Here is a 13,574-nt window from a genome sequence, read left to right as displayed (position 1 = left end):
CGGAGACAGGGTGCCGCTGGGGTACGGCAGGATAGGAAAAAGTGTACAGTGACTGTCATGGGTAGTATCCAAAAGTAGGGTTGTGGACCCCTTCGGGACCCCGTCCCCCGAAGTTCCCGAACTCACCCTTCAGGCTCCAGACCGTTTCACCTGCCCGACACCCGTCCCTTCCGACGGCCCACCGGCCGCCTCAGTCATGGCCCGCTCCACCCAATCCCGCCCCACCGGCTCCGAGATCCCTCTGCAGCCCAAGAGCCGCCAGAGCCGGCGGCGCAGCACGGCGGAACGCAGCGACGTGCTGGTTTCGGCTGTGATCAGCACCTACCTGTTGACCCATCTGCACCACGTGCTGCAGCGCGCCGAGTACGGTGCCCAGCAGGAGGATCGGCAGTCCCTGGCCGCCAACTACGCCCAGTTGCGCAAGGTGCTCTGCCTCGATGCCCGCAGCATGGAAGATGCCTCAGCCAGCGGGTCAGAGGATGACATCAGCCCGCGCGCGGCCTGATCCCGCCCCATCGCCCCTGACGTTCCATCCCCAGGGGGTGCGCCGATGGCCCCCGAGCCCATAAGGTCAGGAAAGAATCCCGGCCAGGATGACCACCAGCAACGCCGCCGAGCTCTACGGACGCATCAGCACCGACGTGGAGCTCACCCAGTCACTGTTCCGCCAGGCGCTTCAGGATCCGAGCGGAGCCCTCAGCAGGATCGTCGCCCTCGGCGAGCAGGCCGGCCTGCCGGTCAGCCCGGAGGAGGTCAAGGCCCACCTGGCCGGCCTCGATGACGGCGCCACCAAGCAATGGCTGATCAAGGCCCGGGGCGGACTCTGAAGCCGGAGAACGGCGCCCCTCCTGCTGGGATCGGCGCGGCGGTTCACGACGCTGGGAGCCTCCCCCCTGGGCCCAGCTGAAGAACAGCCAGTAGCTCGTCAGCGCCAGGCCCGCCGCCACCACCAGGGCAGCGATCTGCTCGAGGCGCTTGATCATTCTGACGACACGACCGAACCCATCTGACAGTCTGCAGGACGCCACGACAGGGGATGATGCGCTCATTGCGACCGCTTTACGCTCCGTGCTGCGCCTCGAACGCATCGGCAAGATCTATCCCACCGGTGAGGTGCTCAAGGACATCACCTGGGAAGTCAAGGCGGGTGACCGGATCGGCCTGGTGGGGGTGAATGGGGCCGGGAAATCCACCCAGATGCGCATCATCGCCGGGCTGGAGGAACCAACCAGCGGTCAGGTGGTCCGCCAGGGGGATCCCCGCATCGCCTACCTGCAGCAGGAGTTCGATGTCGATCTCGCCCGCAGCGTCCGCCAGGAACTGTTCCAGGCCTTCGGTGAGGCGGCCCAGGTGCTCAATCGGCAGCGGCAGGTGGAGGAGGCGATGGGTACCGAGGAGGCCGCCGCCGATCCGGACCTGCTCGACCGGCTGATCGACGAACTTGGCCAGCTGCAGAGCCGTTTCGAGGCCCTGCACGGGTACGAGCTCGACGCCCGCATCGACAAGCTGCTGCCCAGCATCGGCTTCACGCCTGAAACAGCCGAGCGGGTCGTGGGGGACTACTCCGGCGGCTGGCAGATGCGGATCGCCCTGGGCAAGATCCTGCTGCAGGAACCGGATCTGCTGCTCCTCGACGAACCCACCAACCACCTGGACGTGGAAACCATCCAGTGGCTGGAGAGCTACCTGGTGGATCAGACGGTTCCCTTGGTGGTGATCAGCCACGACCGGGCCTTTCTCGATCGGGTCTGCAACCAGATCGTGGAAACCGAGCGCGGCGTCTCGCGCACCTACCTGGGCAACTACAGCCAGCATCTCGAGCAGAAGGCCCTCGAGAGGGAGGCCGGCCAGGCGGCCTTCGAGCGCCAGCAGAAGGAATTGAGCAGTCAGCAGGCCTACATCGACCGCTTCCGGGCCAGTGCGACACGCAGTACCCAGGCCAAGAGCCGCGAGAAGCTGCTCGACAAGGTGGAGCGGATCGAGGCGCCGCTGGAATCGGTGAGCGGGCCGCGTTTCTCCTTTCCCCCCGCCCCCCGTTCGGGCCGCGTGGTGGCGGCGATCGAGAACCTCACCCACGGCTACGACGATCAGATCCTGTTCCTGGGGGCGAATCTCGAGGTGGAGAGGGGTGATCGGATCGCCTTTGTCGGCCCGAACGGAGCAGGCAAATCCACCCTGCTTCGGCTGGTGATGGGCTACGAGATCCCCCTGGAGGGCCAGGCCGGCCTGGGGGAGCACCACGTGGTGGCGGGCTACTTCGAGCAGAACCAGGCCGAAGCCCTCGACCTGGCCAAATCAGTGATCGACACCCTGTTCGAGGCCGTTCCCGACTGGACCCAGACCCAGGTGCGCTCCATGCTGGGCAGCTTCGGCTTCAGCAACGATTCGGTCTTCAAGCCGGTGGAAAAGCTGAGCGGCGGGGAGAAAGCCCGGCTGGCGCTGGCCCTGATGCTGCTCACCCCCTGCAACCTGCTGGTGCTCGATGAGCCCACCAACCACCTCGACATCCCCGCCAAACAGATGCTCGAGGAGGCCCTGATGGCCTACGAGGGGGCGGCCCTGCTGGTCTCCCACGACCGCTTCTTCATCGGCCGGGTGGCCAACCGGATCGTGGAAGTGCGCGACGGCGAACTGGTGCTCTATCGCGGTGACTACGCCTACTACCAGGAGAAGAAACGCGAGGAGGCCGAGGAGAGCGAGCGCCTGGAGCAGGAGCGAAAACTGGCTGCCAAACGGGAGGAGCAGCGGCAGAAACAGCGGGCCAAATCGGCCGAGAAGGCCAGTGGCAAGGCCGGCACGACGGCTGACGACGGCTGAAGAGGCGAGAGAAAATACAACTTCATGGTTCCCTAGGCAGGAAGACTCATTTCTCTGGTATCGCGCGATCTGTGTGCATAAGCTGACAAGGTCACCCATCCAGGAGCAGCGATGACCATCCAGAACGTCGTCACCGACGGTCGGAACGCCGAGCGGGAGGAAACGGTCGGCGCCAGCGATGCGATGGAGGTGTACTTCGAATGCATCACCACCTGCTCCCTGGAGGACGGGGAGTGTGTCACCCGTTGCGTGGAAGAGCTGCGCGAGCGCCACTGACCAGAGCCAGCTCCCAGGCAAGGAACCGGGGGGTCAGGCCTGGGAGCCCCCTTCTCTGGATGTTGAGCGGATTTCCTGACCAGGGCGTAGGCCCTGTAACAGCCGCTACGTGACATCTTGAAACAGTTTGTAGCTTTGGGCCGGTCAGAAACGCCCCATCGCGCCTTCCACCATGTCCGAACCCCTCGCCCTCAGCCTCGGTCAAAAATTTGAGCTTGAGCGCATGACCCGGGCCATTGACGCCACGGGGGATCCGCAGGTCCTGCGGGGTCTGGCCAAGCAGTTGCTGCAGGCCTGGCAGAGCCAGAAGGCCGCCACCCAGTGGGTCATGCGCCAGCAACTGGGAGCACCGGCCCGTTTCGGCGCCGAACTCGCCGTGGATGCCGGCCTGCTCGATGCCCTCCGTTCCGACGACGGCAAGGGAGGCATGGACATCCTCTGAGGCACGGACTGAACAGGTTCAGTGGCCCGGCCCCGAGGTGGTGGGGTCGGGCCACCCGCTCATCCCTGGCGCAACAGGGCCATGTCACCAGGGACGAGGCGCAGGTTCACCGTCGCCCCCTGACGGTTCACCGTCAGGTTGAGCGTTCCTCCCACCCCGGCCCGCTCGACGGCCGTGATCACCTGGGAAGGATCCTTCACCACAGCCCCCTGGGCAGCAACGATCACGTCACCGGTCCTGAGGCCTCCCCGATCCGCCGGTCCGTTCGGTTGCACGGAAACCACGACCGCACCCCGGCCAGAACTCTGACCGCTGGCCGCCCTGACCTCATCAAGACCCACCCCGATCATCGGATGGGTGGCACGACCGGTCGCCACCAGTTGATTGACGATGCTGCGGGCCCGGTTGATCGGGATGGCGAAGCCCAGCCCTGCCCCCGGCCCTGAGCGCACCAAGGTGTTGATTCCCACCACCTCGCCATCGGCATTGAGCAGCGGTCCACCGGAATTGCCCGGGTTGATGGCCGCATCGGTCTGGATCAGATCCAGTCGTTTGTCGGTGATGCCCAACTTGCTGGCGTTGCGGTTCAGGCTGCTGATGATCCCCAGGGTGACGGTGTTATCGAGGCCGAAGGGGTTCCCCACGGCGATCGCCCAGTCCCCCACCTGCAGGGCATCGGAATTACCCAAGGGGGCCACGGGCCAGGGTCCTGCCCCCACCAGCCTCACCACGGCCAGGTCGGTGAGCTTGTCGAGGCCCACGACCCTGCCCTCGTAGCGCCGGCCATTCTCCAGGCCCACGGTCACCCGGTCGATCTGATCCACCACATGGGCGTTGGTGAGCACCAACCCATCGGACTGCAGGATCACGCCGCTTCCCTGGCCCCGTTCGGTGCGACGCGAGGGAGCCCCCTGCTGGGGGATGCCGAAGAACTGGCGAAACAGGGGGTCGTTCATCAGCCCCCTGGGCAGACCGCCACCGCCACCGGCAGATTGCACCGTGCGCTCCGTGTCGATGGTGACCACGGCCGGGCCCGCCCGGCGGATCGCCGCCGCCACAAAGGATTGCCGCCCGAGCACGGCCCCGGCCGGTTGGGCGAGGCCAGGGGAGGTGAGTGTCGGGCTGAGGAGAGTGGTGGTGGCCATGACCGTGGCCGTAGCCGCCGCCGTGGCTGTGGCAAGCCCCGCGGCGGCGGCGGCAAGAACGCGGGAGGAACGCATCGCGAAAAGCTCGTTAGTAACAAAACCGTAGACACGTCGTCGGCAGGCAGGAAGGGGAGGCAAACCGGCCTGATCGACTATGCTTTGTAAACTTTCTTATCGAGTCATGGACACAAGCCACCTGCTTCTCGCGTTTCTCGCCTTCGGTGCCGCCTGCACCACGCTCTGGGCCTGGATGGTGGCCACCTCCACCGCTCCAGCGGACGGGTGATGATGGGGGAGATTCCGCGGCATGCGGGGTTCCCATCGCGCCATGACCTCCCTCCTCTCGCAGATCCTTCCGATCCTCTATGGGGCCTGTTTCATCCTGCTTCTCTGGCAGGCCTTCAGGGTCATGGGGCAGGGATTTCGCGCGGTCCCACGGCCGGGCGACCCTGGAGCTGCTGCAACCGAAGCGGCCGGTGTTGTGGGTGATCGAACCGGCCGCCTCACCATTCATCCAGAGCTTCTCGACGCCGATGGTCAGCTGACCCAGGAGGATCTGCTGACGGTTCGTTTCAGTGGCGACAACGAGCAACCCGCCTTTCCCGCCGATCCGAACTGACCACGCCCGGCCGGCCGCTGAATAGGCTCCCTGAGGTGAACGCGCTAAACGGCGGAGATCGATGGTGGATCAGAGAACGCGAATCGTGGCGGCCGTGCTCGGAGCACTGAAGTTGCCACCTCGTTTTCGCCTCAAGATGGTGAAGGACGACCCCATCCGGCTCGAGCTCAGCATCACCCCGTCCTACGGGAAGGATCCAATCCTGGTGGGCATCGTCGAATCCCAGGACCTGGTGGCCCGGCGGGATCGGGAAGGCCGCATTCCCCGTGATCTCCAAGGGACCTGGGACTGGACGGTCCGCCACGGCAAGGTCACCACCGGCGGCTGGAATCCCTACCTGAAGGAGGCCCTGCAGACCATGTTCGAAACAGGGCTGCCGGCCATCGTCTACGAGGAAACCACCGGTGAGGCCTACCACCCGGTGGATGGCCTCCGCCACGTGCGCTGAACCCGCCTCTGCCCATTGACGGCCGCCTCGCGGCTATCACGGCCGCCCTCAGGCCCGGCTCCACCGTGCTCCTCCAGGCCGAACCGGGAGCCGGCAAGACCACCCGGGTTCCCCTGGCCCTGCTCGAAGCCTTCGGCCGGGAAGGCCGCCTCCTGATGCTGGAGCCGAGGCGGCTGGCGGCCCGCTCCGCCGCCGAGCGCCTGGCGACCAACCTCGGCGAACCCCTCGGCGAACGGGTCGGTTACAGCGTGCGGCTGGAATCACGCACCTCGGCGGCCACCCGTCTGGAGGTGGTTACCGCTGGGCTTTTTCTGCGCCGGCTCCAGGCCGATCCCGCCCTGGAAGGGGTGGCCTGCGTGATCTTCGACGAATTCCACGAGCGCCAGGCCGAGGCGGATCTGGCCCTGGCCCTGGTGCGCCAGGCCCGCAGCCTGCTGCGCCCCGAGCTGCGGCTGCTGGTGATGTCGGCCACCCTCGACCTGGAACCCCTGGCCGCCCAGCTGGACGGGGCTGCCGTGATCAGCTGCGAGGGCCGCAGCCATCCGGTCACGGTCGCCTACCAACCGCCGCGGCAGGAGGAGCGGCTCGAGCGCCAGGTGCTGCGGGCCCTCGAAGGCCACTGGCTGGATCTGCCCCAGCCGCGGGGCACGGTGTTGGTCTTCCTGCCGGGCCTGGGGGAGCTGGAGTCGGCGCGCCGAGCCATCGAAGCCACCCCCTGGGGGGCCGACGTCGACTGCGCTCTGCTGCATGGCCAGCTGCCGCTGGCGGCCCAGGGTCGGGCCATCGCGGCCACCCACCAGGTGGCCGGCAAGGTGGTGCTGGCCACGGCGGTGGCGGAGAGCTCACTCACGATCGCCGGCGTGACCCTGGTCATCGACAGCGGCCTGAGCCGTCTCAGCCGCTTCGATCCGGCCACGGGCATGGATGGGCTGGTCACCCAGTCCGCCAGCCAGGCCAGTGCCGAGCAGCGACGCGGTCGGGCCGGCCGGCTCGGACCCGGACATTGCCTGCGGCTTTGGTCCCCTGCGGAACAGCAGCGGCGACCCGCTTTCGACCCGCCGGAACTGCTCGAAGTCGACCCCCTACCGATCGCCCTGCAGCTGGCGGAATGGGGTGGCGCGGTGGACGACACCCTGCCCTGGCTCACGGCGCCCCCCCGCCGTTCCCTCGCCGAGGCCCGGAGCCTGCTGGGGCAGCTGGGGGCCATCGATGGCGACGGGCGCATCACCAACCACGGGCGGGCGATGGCCCGTCTGGGGGTCCATCCCCGCCTGGCCCACATGCTGCTGCGGGCCAGGGAACGGGGCTGGGAGACCCTGGCCACTGCCGTGGCCGTGCTGCTGAGCGAACGGGATCCCCTCGATCGGCGCGAGGCCGGCAGCGATCTGATGCGACGCCTTGACTGGCTGCGGCGGGATTCCGCAGGCCACAGGAGCGACGACGGAGCTGGAGCCCGGGGCCCCTGGCGAAACCTCCAGTCCCAGCTGCTGCGCCAGCTCGCGGACGGACGAGCCCCACGAGGGTCGGCGCCCAGCCGCTCAGTCCGTGACGTCCCCTCCGATCCCGACGACACCCGTGTGGCCCAGCTGCTGGGCTGGGCCTATCCGGAGCGGCTGGGCCGGGGCAGGGGCCGGGGCGATGGGCGCTTCCTGATGCGCAGCGGTCGCGGTGCCGTTCTCCCTCCGGGGGACCCCCTCGCCGGAGCCGAAGCCCTGGCGATCGCCAGCGTTGACGGCCAGGGCCAGGAGGCCCGGGTGCGGCTGGCGGTGGCCCTCTCCCGCCAGGGTCTGGAGGAGCTGCTGGCGGATAGCGTCGAGGAGTGCAGCGAAGCCCGCTGGGATGGCAGCGACCAACGGGTGCGCTGCGAACGGCTGCGGCGTGCCGGGGCCCTCGTGCTGGAGCGCCGCCCCTGGCCCGAAGCCTCCGGGGAGGTGGTGGAGCGGGCGCTGCTGGAGGGTCTGGAGCGGCTGGGGTTGGAGGTGCTGCCCTGGTGCCGCGCCAGCCGCCAGCTGCAGCAGCGACTGATGCTGGCCCACCGGCTCCTGGGAGCCCCCTGGCCCGACCGTTCGCCCCAATGGCTTCAGGAGAATCCGGGGGCCTGGCTGGGGCCGCACCTGGGTGGCCTGAGCAGTCTTCAGGATCTGCAGCAGCTGGACCTGACGGAGATGCTCTGGGGCGATCTGGACTGGTCCCTGCGCCGGGAGCTGGACCGGCTGTTGCCCCTCAGCCAAGCGGTCCCATCCGGCCGCCGGGTGCCGTTGGACTACGGCAGCGGAGCCCCGGTGCTGGCCGTGAAGCTGCAGGAGATGTTCGGCTGCCTCGAAGGGCCGACGGTCCTGGATGGCCGGCTGGTGGTGAAGGTGGAGCTGCTGTCACCGGCGGGACGCCCGGCGGCTGTCACCAGCGACCTGGCCGGCTTCTGGAGCCAGGGCTACGCCGAGGTGCGCCGGGAGCTGCGCGGTCGTTACCCCCGCCACCCCTGGCCCGAGGATCCCCGACAGGGCATCGCCAGCGCCCGGACCAAGGCCGCACTGGCACGGGAGGGTCGTGGCCAGGCTCCAGATCCCTGATCCAGCCGGTCCACCGAGGCCAGGCCCCTCAGACCAGACCCTCCAGAAGATGGCCGAAGCCGAAATGGCGCAGTCCCTCGAGGATGCCCATGCAGCCATGGCCGCTGGCGCGGTAGGTGAGCGCCAGACCCGGCAGAGCCTTCACAAGACCTGGCTCCGCATTGCCCACCATCACGCTCTGAAGCCCCGTCTCGAACATGGCCAGATCGTTGAGGGAATCACCGGCCGTTACCACCAGAGCGGGTTCCAGCTCCAGCCACTCCAGCAGCCCCAGCAGGGTGCTGCCCTTGTTGACGCCGGCCGGCAACACATCGAGGTACTTGTCGCCGGAAACAAGACAATCCACCCCATGGGCCTCGATGGCCGGCAATCGGCGGCGGTCGAGCCGGCGGGAGTCAATGCCGTAGGCCAGGCGTCGAACACTGCTGAGGGGCTTGGAGGAGAGTCCCGGGAGGCCCGCCAGCAGGGGCAGCACCCGCTCCTCCCGTCCGCGCCAGAGGGCCTCGATCGGCTCCAGCGCCAGGGGCGAGGGGGTGAGGGAGGCGCCGCAGGCCACGGTGCAGCCCACATCTCCGATCACCAGGTGGGGGGGATGGAGGCCAAGGGCCGCCTCCTCAGCCAGTAGCCGGGCGACGGAGCGCAGGTCCCGTCCGGTGCTGAAGACCTGCAGGATCCTGTGGCGCTGGGAGGCCAGCCAGCCATAGAGGCGGCGGCGGGTCGGGACACTCCCCTCCAGCAGGGTTCCGTCGAGGTCGGTGACCAGCACCAGATCGGTCTCGCTGGGCAGCGGCGCCATGAGGTGCTGCTGGAAATGGGCCCGGGGCGCCCGCCGGTGCTCCTCCGTGTCAGGCCCCCAGAGGGAACCCCGAGCAGAGCCAAAGGCCGGACTCGGCTTCACACCCATCGCCGTGCACGCCTGTCAACCGTGCAACCCACACCCGAGTTTGTAGCCCCTGCCACTGTCAAGATCCCTCCATGATTCGTTACAGTGAGGTTTCCACCGAGGGTTCCTTCCATGTCTGACGCTTCCCAGCCCCGCTTCGGTTTCGTCAATTTCGCCGAAACCTGGAATGGCCGCCTGGCCATGATGGGTTTCGTGATCGGTCTGGCGACCGAGATTCTCACCGGTCAAGGCATTCTGGCCCAGGTCGGCCTCGGCTGAAGGCCTGCCGCCCCAAGCCCACGATCTCTTGAGCCAAATCCAAGGCGAAGGCCGCCGGTCGATCCGGCGGCTTTTTCATGGCAACGGCAGCGGTCCTAGGTTGGCTTCCTTCCCGGGCTGCGCACCCCGATGGCACCCAACGCTGCCGTTGATCGCTTCTATGTCGGCAATCGCCGCGACGGCTCCAGGCTGCTGAGCAGCGCCCTTGTGATCACCGGGGCCGGCCTGATCCGCATCGACCATCCGGTCGGTCGGGCGGTGGCTCTGCTGGCGGGCCTGCTGAGCTTCTACTGGTGGCTCTGTTACCGCAAGCTCCAGCACTGACCCCATGCTCACGGTCCCTGGCAGCACCGCCATCCCCCGCCAGCACGACGGCATTCCCCGTTTCACGGTCGCCGAGCTCAACCAGGCCATCGGCACGCTGCTCGAACGGGGCTTCGCCCCCCGATTTCTTCTCGAGGCCACCGTGGGCCGCCCTCAGCAAAAGAAGGGCCATCTCTGGCTCAGCCTTGCCGACGGCCAGGCCAGCATCCAGGGGGTGATCTGGGCCTCCCAGCTGCAGAAACTCAGCTTCGTTCCCCAGGAAGGGGATGGGGTGGTGGTGGTCGGCAAGCTCAACTTCTGGGCCGCTCGGGCCAGCCTCACCGTGCAGGTGCTGGATGTGCGCCCCAGCCTGACCACCGTGCTGCGCCAGTTCGAGCAGGTGCGCAGCCGGCTGGAACCTGAGGGGTTGTTTGAACTGGAGCGGAAACGACCGCTGCCACCCTGGCCCCGCCGCATCGCGCTGCTCACCAGCGTGCCCAGCGCCGCCCTGGCCGACATGTTGCGCACGGCCCGGGAACGCTGGCCCGCCACGGACCTGCTCGTGGTGCCGATCCCTGTTCAGGGGAATGTGGAGTTCCAGATCGTCCATGCCTTCGAGACCCTTTGCCGCAAAGCCGCCAGCCTCGGCATCGAAGCCATCGTGCTGGCCCGCGGCGGAGGCAGCCGGGAGGATCTGGCCGTCTTCGATGGCGAGCAGCTGGCCCGCTGCCTGGCGGCGTCACCATGTCCGGTTGTTTGTGGCCTCGGCCACGAAGATGACGTGACCATCGCCGATCTGGTGGCCGACTACAGGGCCGCCACACCGACGGCCGCCCTGGTTGCTGTGTTGCCGGAACGCAGCCAGGTGCTCCGATCCCTGGTGCAGGAACGCGGCCATCTGCAACGCACCTTGACCCTGCGCATTGCCTCAGCCCGGCAACGGCTGACCACACGCCAGGAGCAGTTGGGGAGGCTGCACCCGCGTCGTGTTCTGGAGCAACGGCAGCAGTGGCTGGGCCAGCAACGACAGTTGCTGCGAGCGCTTTCTCCCCAGCACCTCCTCGCCAGGGGATTCAGCCTGCTGCGGGATGCCGACGGACACCTGCTGCGATCAGTGGTTCAACTGCTTCCGGGCGCCGACGTCATCGCCGAGCTGGCGGATGGCCGGGCGACGCTGAAGGTGCAGGGGACCGAACCAGCCGACGAACCAGCCGCAGCTCCCCCCTCCCAGACCGCCGGACCAGCCGGCTGAATGTTGCCCGTCCCTTCCATTCTTCCAACCCATGGCCAGGCCTACCCCCAGATCCAGCCCTCCCCTCCAGGAGACCTCCGAACCGGAATCAAGTCCGTCCTCAGCGGCAAACGTGGCGGCGGATCTCAGCTTCCGGGAAGCCCAGACGGCCCTGGAGCTCTGTCTGGCCCAACTGCAGGACCAGGAGCTGGATGTGGAGTCCATGGCTGATCTTTATCGCAGGGCCCTGGCCTACGCGGAGCGTTGCGAGTCTGTGCTGCAGCAGGTGGAACAGCAGGTGATGCAATGGGATCCGACCGAGCCGGAACTGGCTCCCACGCCCTACGTCCCATGAGCGAAGAAGTGATTCCGGCCCCGACAGGCCCTGGGGGCCTCAACTGGATGGCCTGGCTCTATCTCCTTCTTGCCGTAGCGGGCGGGGTCCTGCCCTGGATAGCCAATCTGGACTTCATCCGGGCGGAGGGTTCAGCCTTCGATCTGGGTCTGTTCATTCGCCAGGCGAATGCCAATCCTGCGGCCCGATCCCTGTCGAGCGATCTGGCCATCGGGGCAACGGCCGTCACCATCTGGATGGTGCGCGAAAGCCGACGGCTCGGTATGCGGGGACTCGGCTGGGTGTTGCTCAGCTGCATCACGATCGCGTTTGCCTTCGGAGCTCCCCTGTTCCTGCACTTACGCGAGCGCCGGCTGCTGGAGCTGTCCCGGACTAGCTCGGAAGGTGGCTCTCCAAACGTATGAGCCGAATGCTCAGGCAGATTCGTTCTCCCGGCTGCTTGGCTCCGCGGGGCCAGGGGCCTCGAGGTCGATGGCATCGACGTTGATGGTCACGTCGCGGGCGTCGATCTCCTTCTCTGGTCCAGATCCCCAGAAAATCTGTCCGGACGCTGGGTTGGCCGACGAACCAGGGACTTCGGCGCCATCGAAAACATTGCCGCAGGCCGGGCAGGCCTCACGAGCCAAGCTGGTGAAGCCGCAGGCAGAACAGGTGCGAAGGCGGCGGCGGAGCAGCTGCCAGCCGATCAAGCCCACCCCTGTGAGCAGCAATGGCAGGAACAGCAAAGTGAGGGTAAGCCCGCCGATCACATCGAGAAGCACACGTCCAGCCGAAGTGGGAACCAGAAGCAGGGCCGCTGCCACGCCAATCCACAGCCAGGGGATGCGACGCTCCATCAGCGCTGGAAGCGTGGATCATTTTCGATCCAACGCTCAATCGCCGCCAGACCTTCAAGGCCGGCCCAGCCCAGCAACAGCGCCGCCACCAGCCAGGCCGCCAATAGGCCAAGGCCGAGCAGCAGTGGGACCAGCGCCAAGGTGGTGAAGCCGATCACCACGACCGCACCAACGGCCATGCAGACAAGGGCGATGCTGGCCGGCAGAGGGGGAATCCGGAGGGAAAGTTTGGCCAAGGGTCGATGCATCGAGCGATCTCCATCTTGCCCCGAAAGTGGCCTCTCCTCACCGCGGTAGAGGTGTCGATGGCCCCCCCGCGGCACCGCCGGAAAGCACCACACTGAAACACTGGCCAAAATACAGAATCACCCCCACCATCCAGACCCAGAGCGTCAGCAGCAAGACACCCCCTACAACCCCATAGGCCTGGAAACGTAAGCCGAGCGCCAGCAAGCTCCTGCCCAGCAGAAGATTTGACAGAGTGAGGCTGCTGCTGACAAGAAGCGCGCCCGGAATCAGGGGTCGAAAGGGAATCCGGCGCGACGGCAGCATCCAGAAAAACACCAGGGTGGCGCCAAAGCTGATCAGCAGGGAAAGCAGCAGGTCAAGGCCGAAGGAAAGAGAACCCAGCCAAAGCAAAGGCTCAGGGAGATAACCCTTCAGCTGGTCATGGAAGCCAATGGATCCGAACAGCCGCACTGTGCTGAAAAGCTGGTCAACAACGATCAGGATCCCCACGAACAGGATCAGCGACAGCGCCTTCAAGCGCAGCGCCAGGAAACGGACCACAAGCTGCTGCCAGCGCAGGTGGTCAAGACCAAAGGGGCGATTCCACCAGAGACGGTCGGCACCGCGCTGGAGCGTCAGATAGATGTTGCTGGCACTGAGGGCGAGAAGCACCAAACCAAGGAGGCCGGCTCCAAACCCCTGATTCGTGAAGCGCCTCAGGGTGGCCTCAAAGCCTGGCAATGCAGATGGCGGCAACACCTGGGCCACGTAAACAATCAAACGATCAAAACGCTCGACGTCACGGCCGAGAAGCCGCGAAGCCACCGACAGCGCAATCAGCAGGGCCGGGAAGAAGGATTGAAGGGTGTGGTAGGCGAAGGCGGCACTGAGATCGACGCAATCCGCCCGCATCCACAACGCATAGGCCTTCCAGATAGGACGAAAGCGACGACGCCAACTCAAGACAGGATCCCCCAGAACTCCAGTAGGACGCGGCATGGCAGCGCCGTCAAAAAGCAGCCAACAGAAAAGCCACCCTACTCGGGTGGCTTCTCTCAGATCCACTTGGTGGAACTGTTGGCTCACAGGGTGCCTTACGGCTGCCTTGGAGCGGATGTTTTACCTGGCATCGAGCTATTTTC

At 66.8% G+C, this 13,574-nt stretch carries 18 protein-coding genes; 13 read left to right on the top strand and 5 right to left on the bottom strand.

Annotation, left to right across the window (positions count from 1 at the left end; genetic code table 11):
• Positions 1 to 196: 196 nt before the first annotated feature.
• The 5 genes from KQ305_RS11665 (at position 197) to KQ305_RS11645 (ending at position 3,535) form a co-directional block, all read left to right on the top strand.
• Complete coding sequence (locus KQ305_RS11665; RefSeq protein WP_259725575.1) at positions 197 to 505, top strand: hypothetical protein; 309 nt, start codon at positions 197 to 199, stop codon at positions 503 to 505.
• 88 nt (positions 506 to 593) lie between these two features.
• Positions 594 to 827, top strand: a complete 234-nt coding sequence (locus KQ305_RS11660) for a hypothetical protein (RefSeq protein WP_259725574.1) — start codon at positions 594 to 596, stop codon at positions 825 to 827.
• Between the two features lie 241 nt (positions 828 to 1,068).
• A complete protein-coding gene (locus tag KQ305_RS11655; RefSeq protein WP_311134350.1) occupies positions 1,069 to 2,817 on the top strand; it encodes an ABC-F family ATP-binding cassette domain-containing protein in 1,749 nt (582 codons plus the stop codon).
• 111 nt (positions 2,818 to 2,928) lie between these two features.
• A complete protein-coding gene (locus KQ305_RS11650) occupies positions 2,929 to 3,093 on the top strand; it encodes a hypothetical protein (RefSeq protein ID WP_259725573.1) in 165 nt (54 codons plus the stop codon).
• Positions 3,094 to 3,265: 172 nt separating this feature from the next.
• Positions 3,266 to 3,535, top strand: coding sequence for a hypothetical protein (locus KQ305_RS11645; RefSeq protein WP_259725572.1), 270 nt, complete (start codon positions 3,266 to 3,268; stop codon positions 3,533 to 3,535).
• 59 nt (positions 3,536 to 3,594) lie between these two features.
• Here KQ305_RS11645 and KQ305_RS11640 read toward each other — a convergent pair whose 3' ends face one another.
• Positions 3,595 to 4,755, bottom strand: a complete 1,161-nt coding sequence (locus KQ305_RS11640; protein ID WP_259725571.1) for a trypsin-like peptidase domain-containing protein — start codon at positions 4,753 to 4,755, stop codon at positions 3,595 to 3,597.
• Between the two features lie 253 nt (positions 4,756 to 5,008).
• Here KQ305_RS11640 and KQ305_RS11635 point away from each other — a divergent pair, with 253 nt between their 5' ends.
• From KQ305_RS11635 to hrpB, 3 genes are all read left to right on the top strand, one after another.
• Complete coding sequence (locus KQ305_RS11635; RefSeq protein WP_259725570.1) at positions 5,009 to 5,299, top strand: DUF2973 domain-containing protein; 291 nt, start codon at positions 5,009 to 5,011, stop codon at positions 5,297 to 5,299.
• Between the two features lie 64 nt (positions 5,300 to 5,363).
• On the top strand, positions 5,364 to 5,747 hold the full coding sequence (locus KQ305_RS11630; protein ID WP_216909205.1) for a hypothetical protein: 384 nt from the start codon (positions 5,364 to 5,366) through the stop codon (positions 5,745 to 5,747).
• On the top strand, positions 5,744 to 8,317 hold the full coding sequence (hrpB, locus tag KQ305_RS11625; RefSeq protein ID WP_259725618.1) for an ATP-dependent helicase HrpB: 2,574 nt from the start codon (positions 5,744 to 5,746) through the stop codon (positions 8,315 to 8,317). Before KQ305_RS11630 ends, hrpB begins: the two co-directional genes overlap by 4 nt.
• 28 nt (positions 8,318 to 8,345) lie before the next feature.
• On the opposite strand, the gene KQ305_RS11620 is transcribed toward hrpB, so the two are convergent.
• Positions 8,346 to 9,113, bottom strand: coding sequence for an HAD family hydrolase (locus KQ305_RS11620; protein ID WP_259725569.1), 768 nt, complete (start codon positions 9,111 to 9,113; stop codon positions 8,346 to 8,348).
• A 219-nt stretch (positions 9,114 to 9,332) separates the two neighbouring features.
• Here KQ305_RS11620 and KQ305_RS11615 point away from each other — a divergent pair, with 219 nt between their 5' ends.
• The 5 genes from KQ305_RS11615 to KQ305_RS11595 all read left to right on the top strand — a co-directional run bounded on the left by KQ305_RS11615 (position 9,333) and on the right by KQ305_RS11595 (position 11,772).
• The gene (locus KQ305_RS11615) at positions 9,333 to 9,479 is read left to right on the top strand and encodes a chlorophyll a/b-binding protein (protein WP_015109196.1); all 147 of its coding nucleotides are present in this window, start codon (positions 9,333 to 9,335) and stop codon (positions 9,477 to 9,479) included.
• A gap of 129 nt (positions 9,480 to 9,608) precedes the next feature.
• Complete coding sequence (locus KQ305_RS11610; RefSeq protein WP_259725568.1) at positions 9,609 to 9,803, top strand: hypothetical protein; 195 nt, start codon at positions 9,609 to 9,611, stop codon at positions 9,801 to 9,803.
• Positions 9,804 to 9,807: 4 nt separating this feature from the next.
• Positions 9,808 to 11,034, top strand: coding sequence for an exodeoxyribonuclease VII large subunit (xseA, locus tag KQ305_RS11605; RefSeq protein WP_259725567.1), 1,227 nt, complete (start codon positions 9,808 to 9,810; stop codon positions 11,032 to 11,034).
• Between the two features lie 112 nt (positions 11,035 to 11,146).
• A complete protein-coding gene (gene xseB, locus KQ305_RS11600) occupies positions 11,147 to 11,368 on the top strand; it encodes an exodeoxyribonuclease VII small subunit (RefSeq protein ID WP_259725566.1) in 222 nt (73 codons plus the stop codon).
• Positions 11,369 to 11,415: 47 nt separating this feature from the next.
• Positions 11,416 to 11,772 carry a DUF2834 domain-containing protein gene (locus KQ305_RS11595; RefSeq protein ID WP_259725565.1) on the top strand — a complete coding sequence of 119 codons (357 nt, stop codon included), beginning with the start codon at positions 11,416 to 11,418 and terminating at the stop codon, positions 11,770 to 11,772.
• A gap of 9 nt (positions 11,773 to 11,781) precedes the next feature.
• Here the strand turns inward: KQ305_RS11595 and KQ305_RS11590 are convergent, their stop codons facing one another.
• Genes KQ305_RS11590 through KQ305_RS11580 form a run of 3 tightly spaced genes read right to left on the bottom strand, consistent with a single transcriptional unit; the run spans position 11,782 to position 13,395 of the window.
• Entirely contained in the window at positions 11,782 to 12,204 is a 423-nt protein-coding gene (locus KQ305_RS11590; protein WP_259725564.1) for a hypothetical protein, read from the bottom strand.
• A complete protein-coding gene (locus KQ305_RS11585; RefSeq protein ID WP_259725563.1) occupies positions 12,204 to 12,440 on the bottom strand; it encodes a glypican in 237 nt (78 codons plus the stop codon). Before KQ305_RS11585 ends, KQ305_RS11590 begins: the two co-directional genes overlap by 1 nt.
• A 49-nt stretch (positions 12,441 to 12,489) precedes the next feature.
• A complete protein-coding gene (locus tag KQ305_RS11580; protein WP_259725562.1) occupies positions 12,490 to 13,395 on the bottom strand; it encodes a YihY/virulence factor BrkB family protein in 906 nt (301 codons plus the stop codon).
• Between the last annotated feature and the right edge of the window lie 179 nt (positions 13,396 to 13,574).

The organism is Synechococcus sp. CS-1332 (assembly GCF_025127995.1).
GTDB lineage: Bacteria > Cyanobacteriota > Cyanobacteriia > PCC-6307 > Cyanobiaceae > Cyanobium.
This window is presented reverse-complemented; position numbering and strand designations above follow the sequence as displayed.

Coding starts and splice junctions, on each gene's coding strand:
- KQ305_RS11665 (WP_259725575.1), top strand. CDS start 197: ATGGCCCGCTCCACCCAATCCCGCCCCACCGGCTCCGAGATCCCTCTG.
- KQ305_RS11660 (WP_259725574.1), top strand. CDS start 594: ATGACCACCAGCAACGCCGCCGAGCTCTACGGACGCATCAGCACCGAC.
- KQ305_RS11650 (WP_259725573.1), top strand. CDS start 2,929: ATGACCATCCAGAACGTCGTCACCGACGGTCGGAACGCCGAGCGGGAG.
- KQ305_RS11645 (WP_259725572.1), top strand. CDS start 3,266: ATGTCCGAACCCCTCGCCCTCAGCCTCGGTCAAAAATTTGAGCTTGAG.
- KQ305_RS11640 (WP_259725571.1), bottom strand. CDS start 4,755: ATGCGTTCCTCCCGCGTTCTTGCCGCCGCCGCCGCGGGGCTTGCCACA.
- KQ305_RS11635 (WP_259725570.1), top strand. CDS start 5,009: ATGACCTCCCTCCTCTCGCAGATCCTTCCGATCCTCTATGGGGCCTGT.
- KQ305_RS11620 (WP_259725569.1), bottom strand. CDS start 9,113: ATGGCGCCGCTGCCCAGCGAGACCGATCTGGTGCTGGTCACCGACCTC.
- KQ305_RS11615 (WP_015109196.1), top strand. CDS start 9,333: ATGTCTGACGCTTCCCAGCCCCGCTTCGGTTTCGTCAATTTCGCCGAA.
- KQ305_RS11610 (WP_259725568.1), top strand. CDS start 9,609: ATGGCACCCAACGCTGCCGTTGATCGCTTCTATGTCGGCAATCGCCGC.
- xseA (WP_259725567.1), top strand. CDS start 9,808: ATGCTCACGGTCCCTGGCAGCACCGCCATCCCCCGCCAGCACGACGGC.
- KQ305_RS11595 (WP_259725565.1), top strand. CDS start 11,416: ATGGCCTGGCTCTATCTCCTTCTTGCCGTAGCGGGCGGGGTCCTGCCC.
- KQ305_RS11590 (WP_259725564.1), bottom strand. CDS start 12,204: ATGGAGCGTCGCATCCCCTGGCTGTGGATTGGCGTGGCAGCGGCCCTG.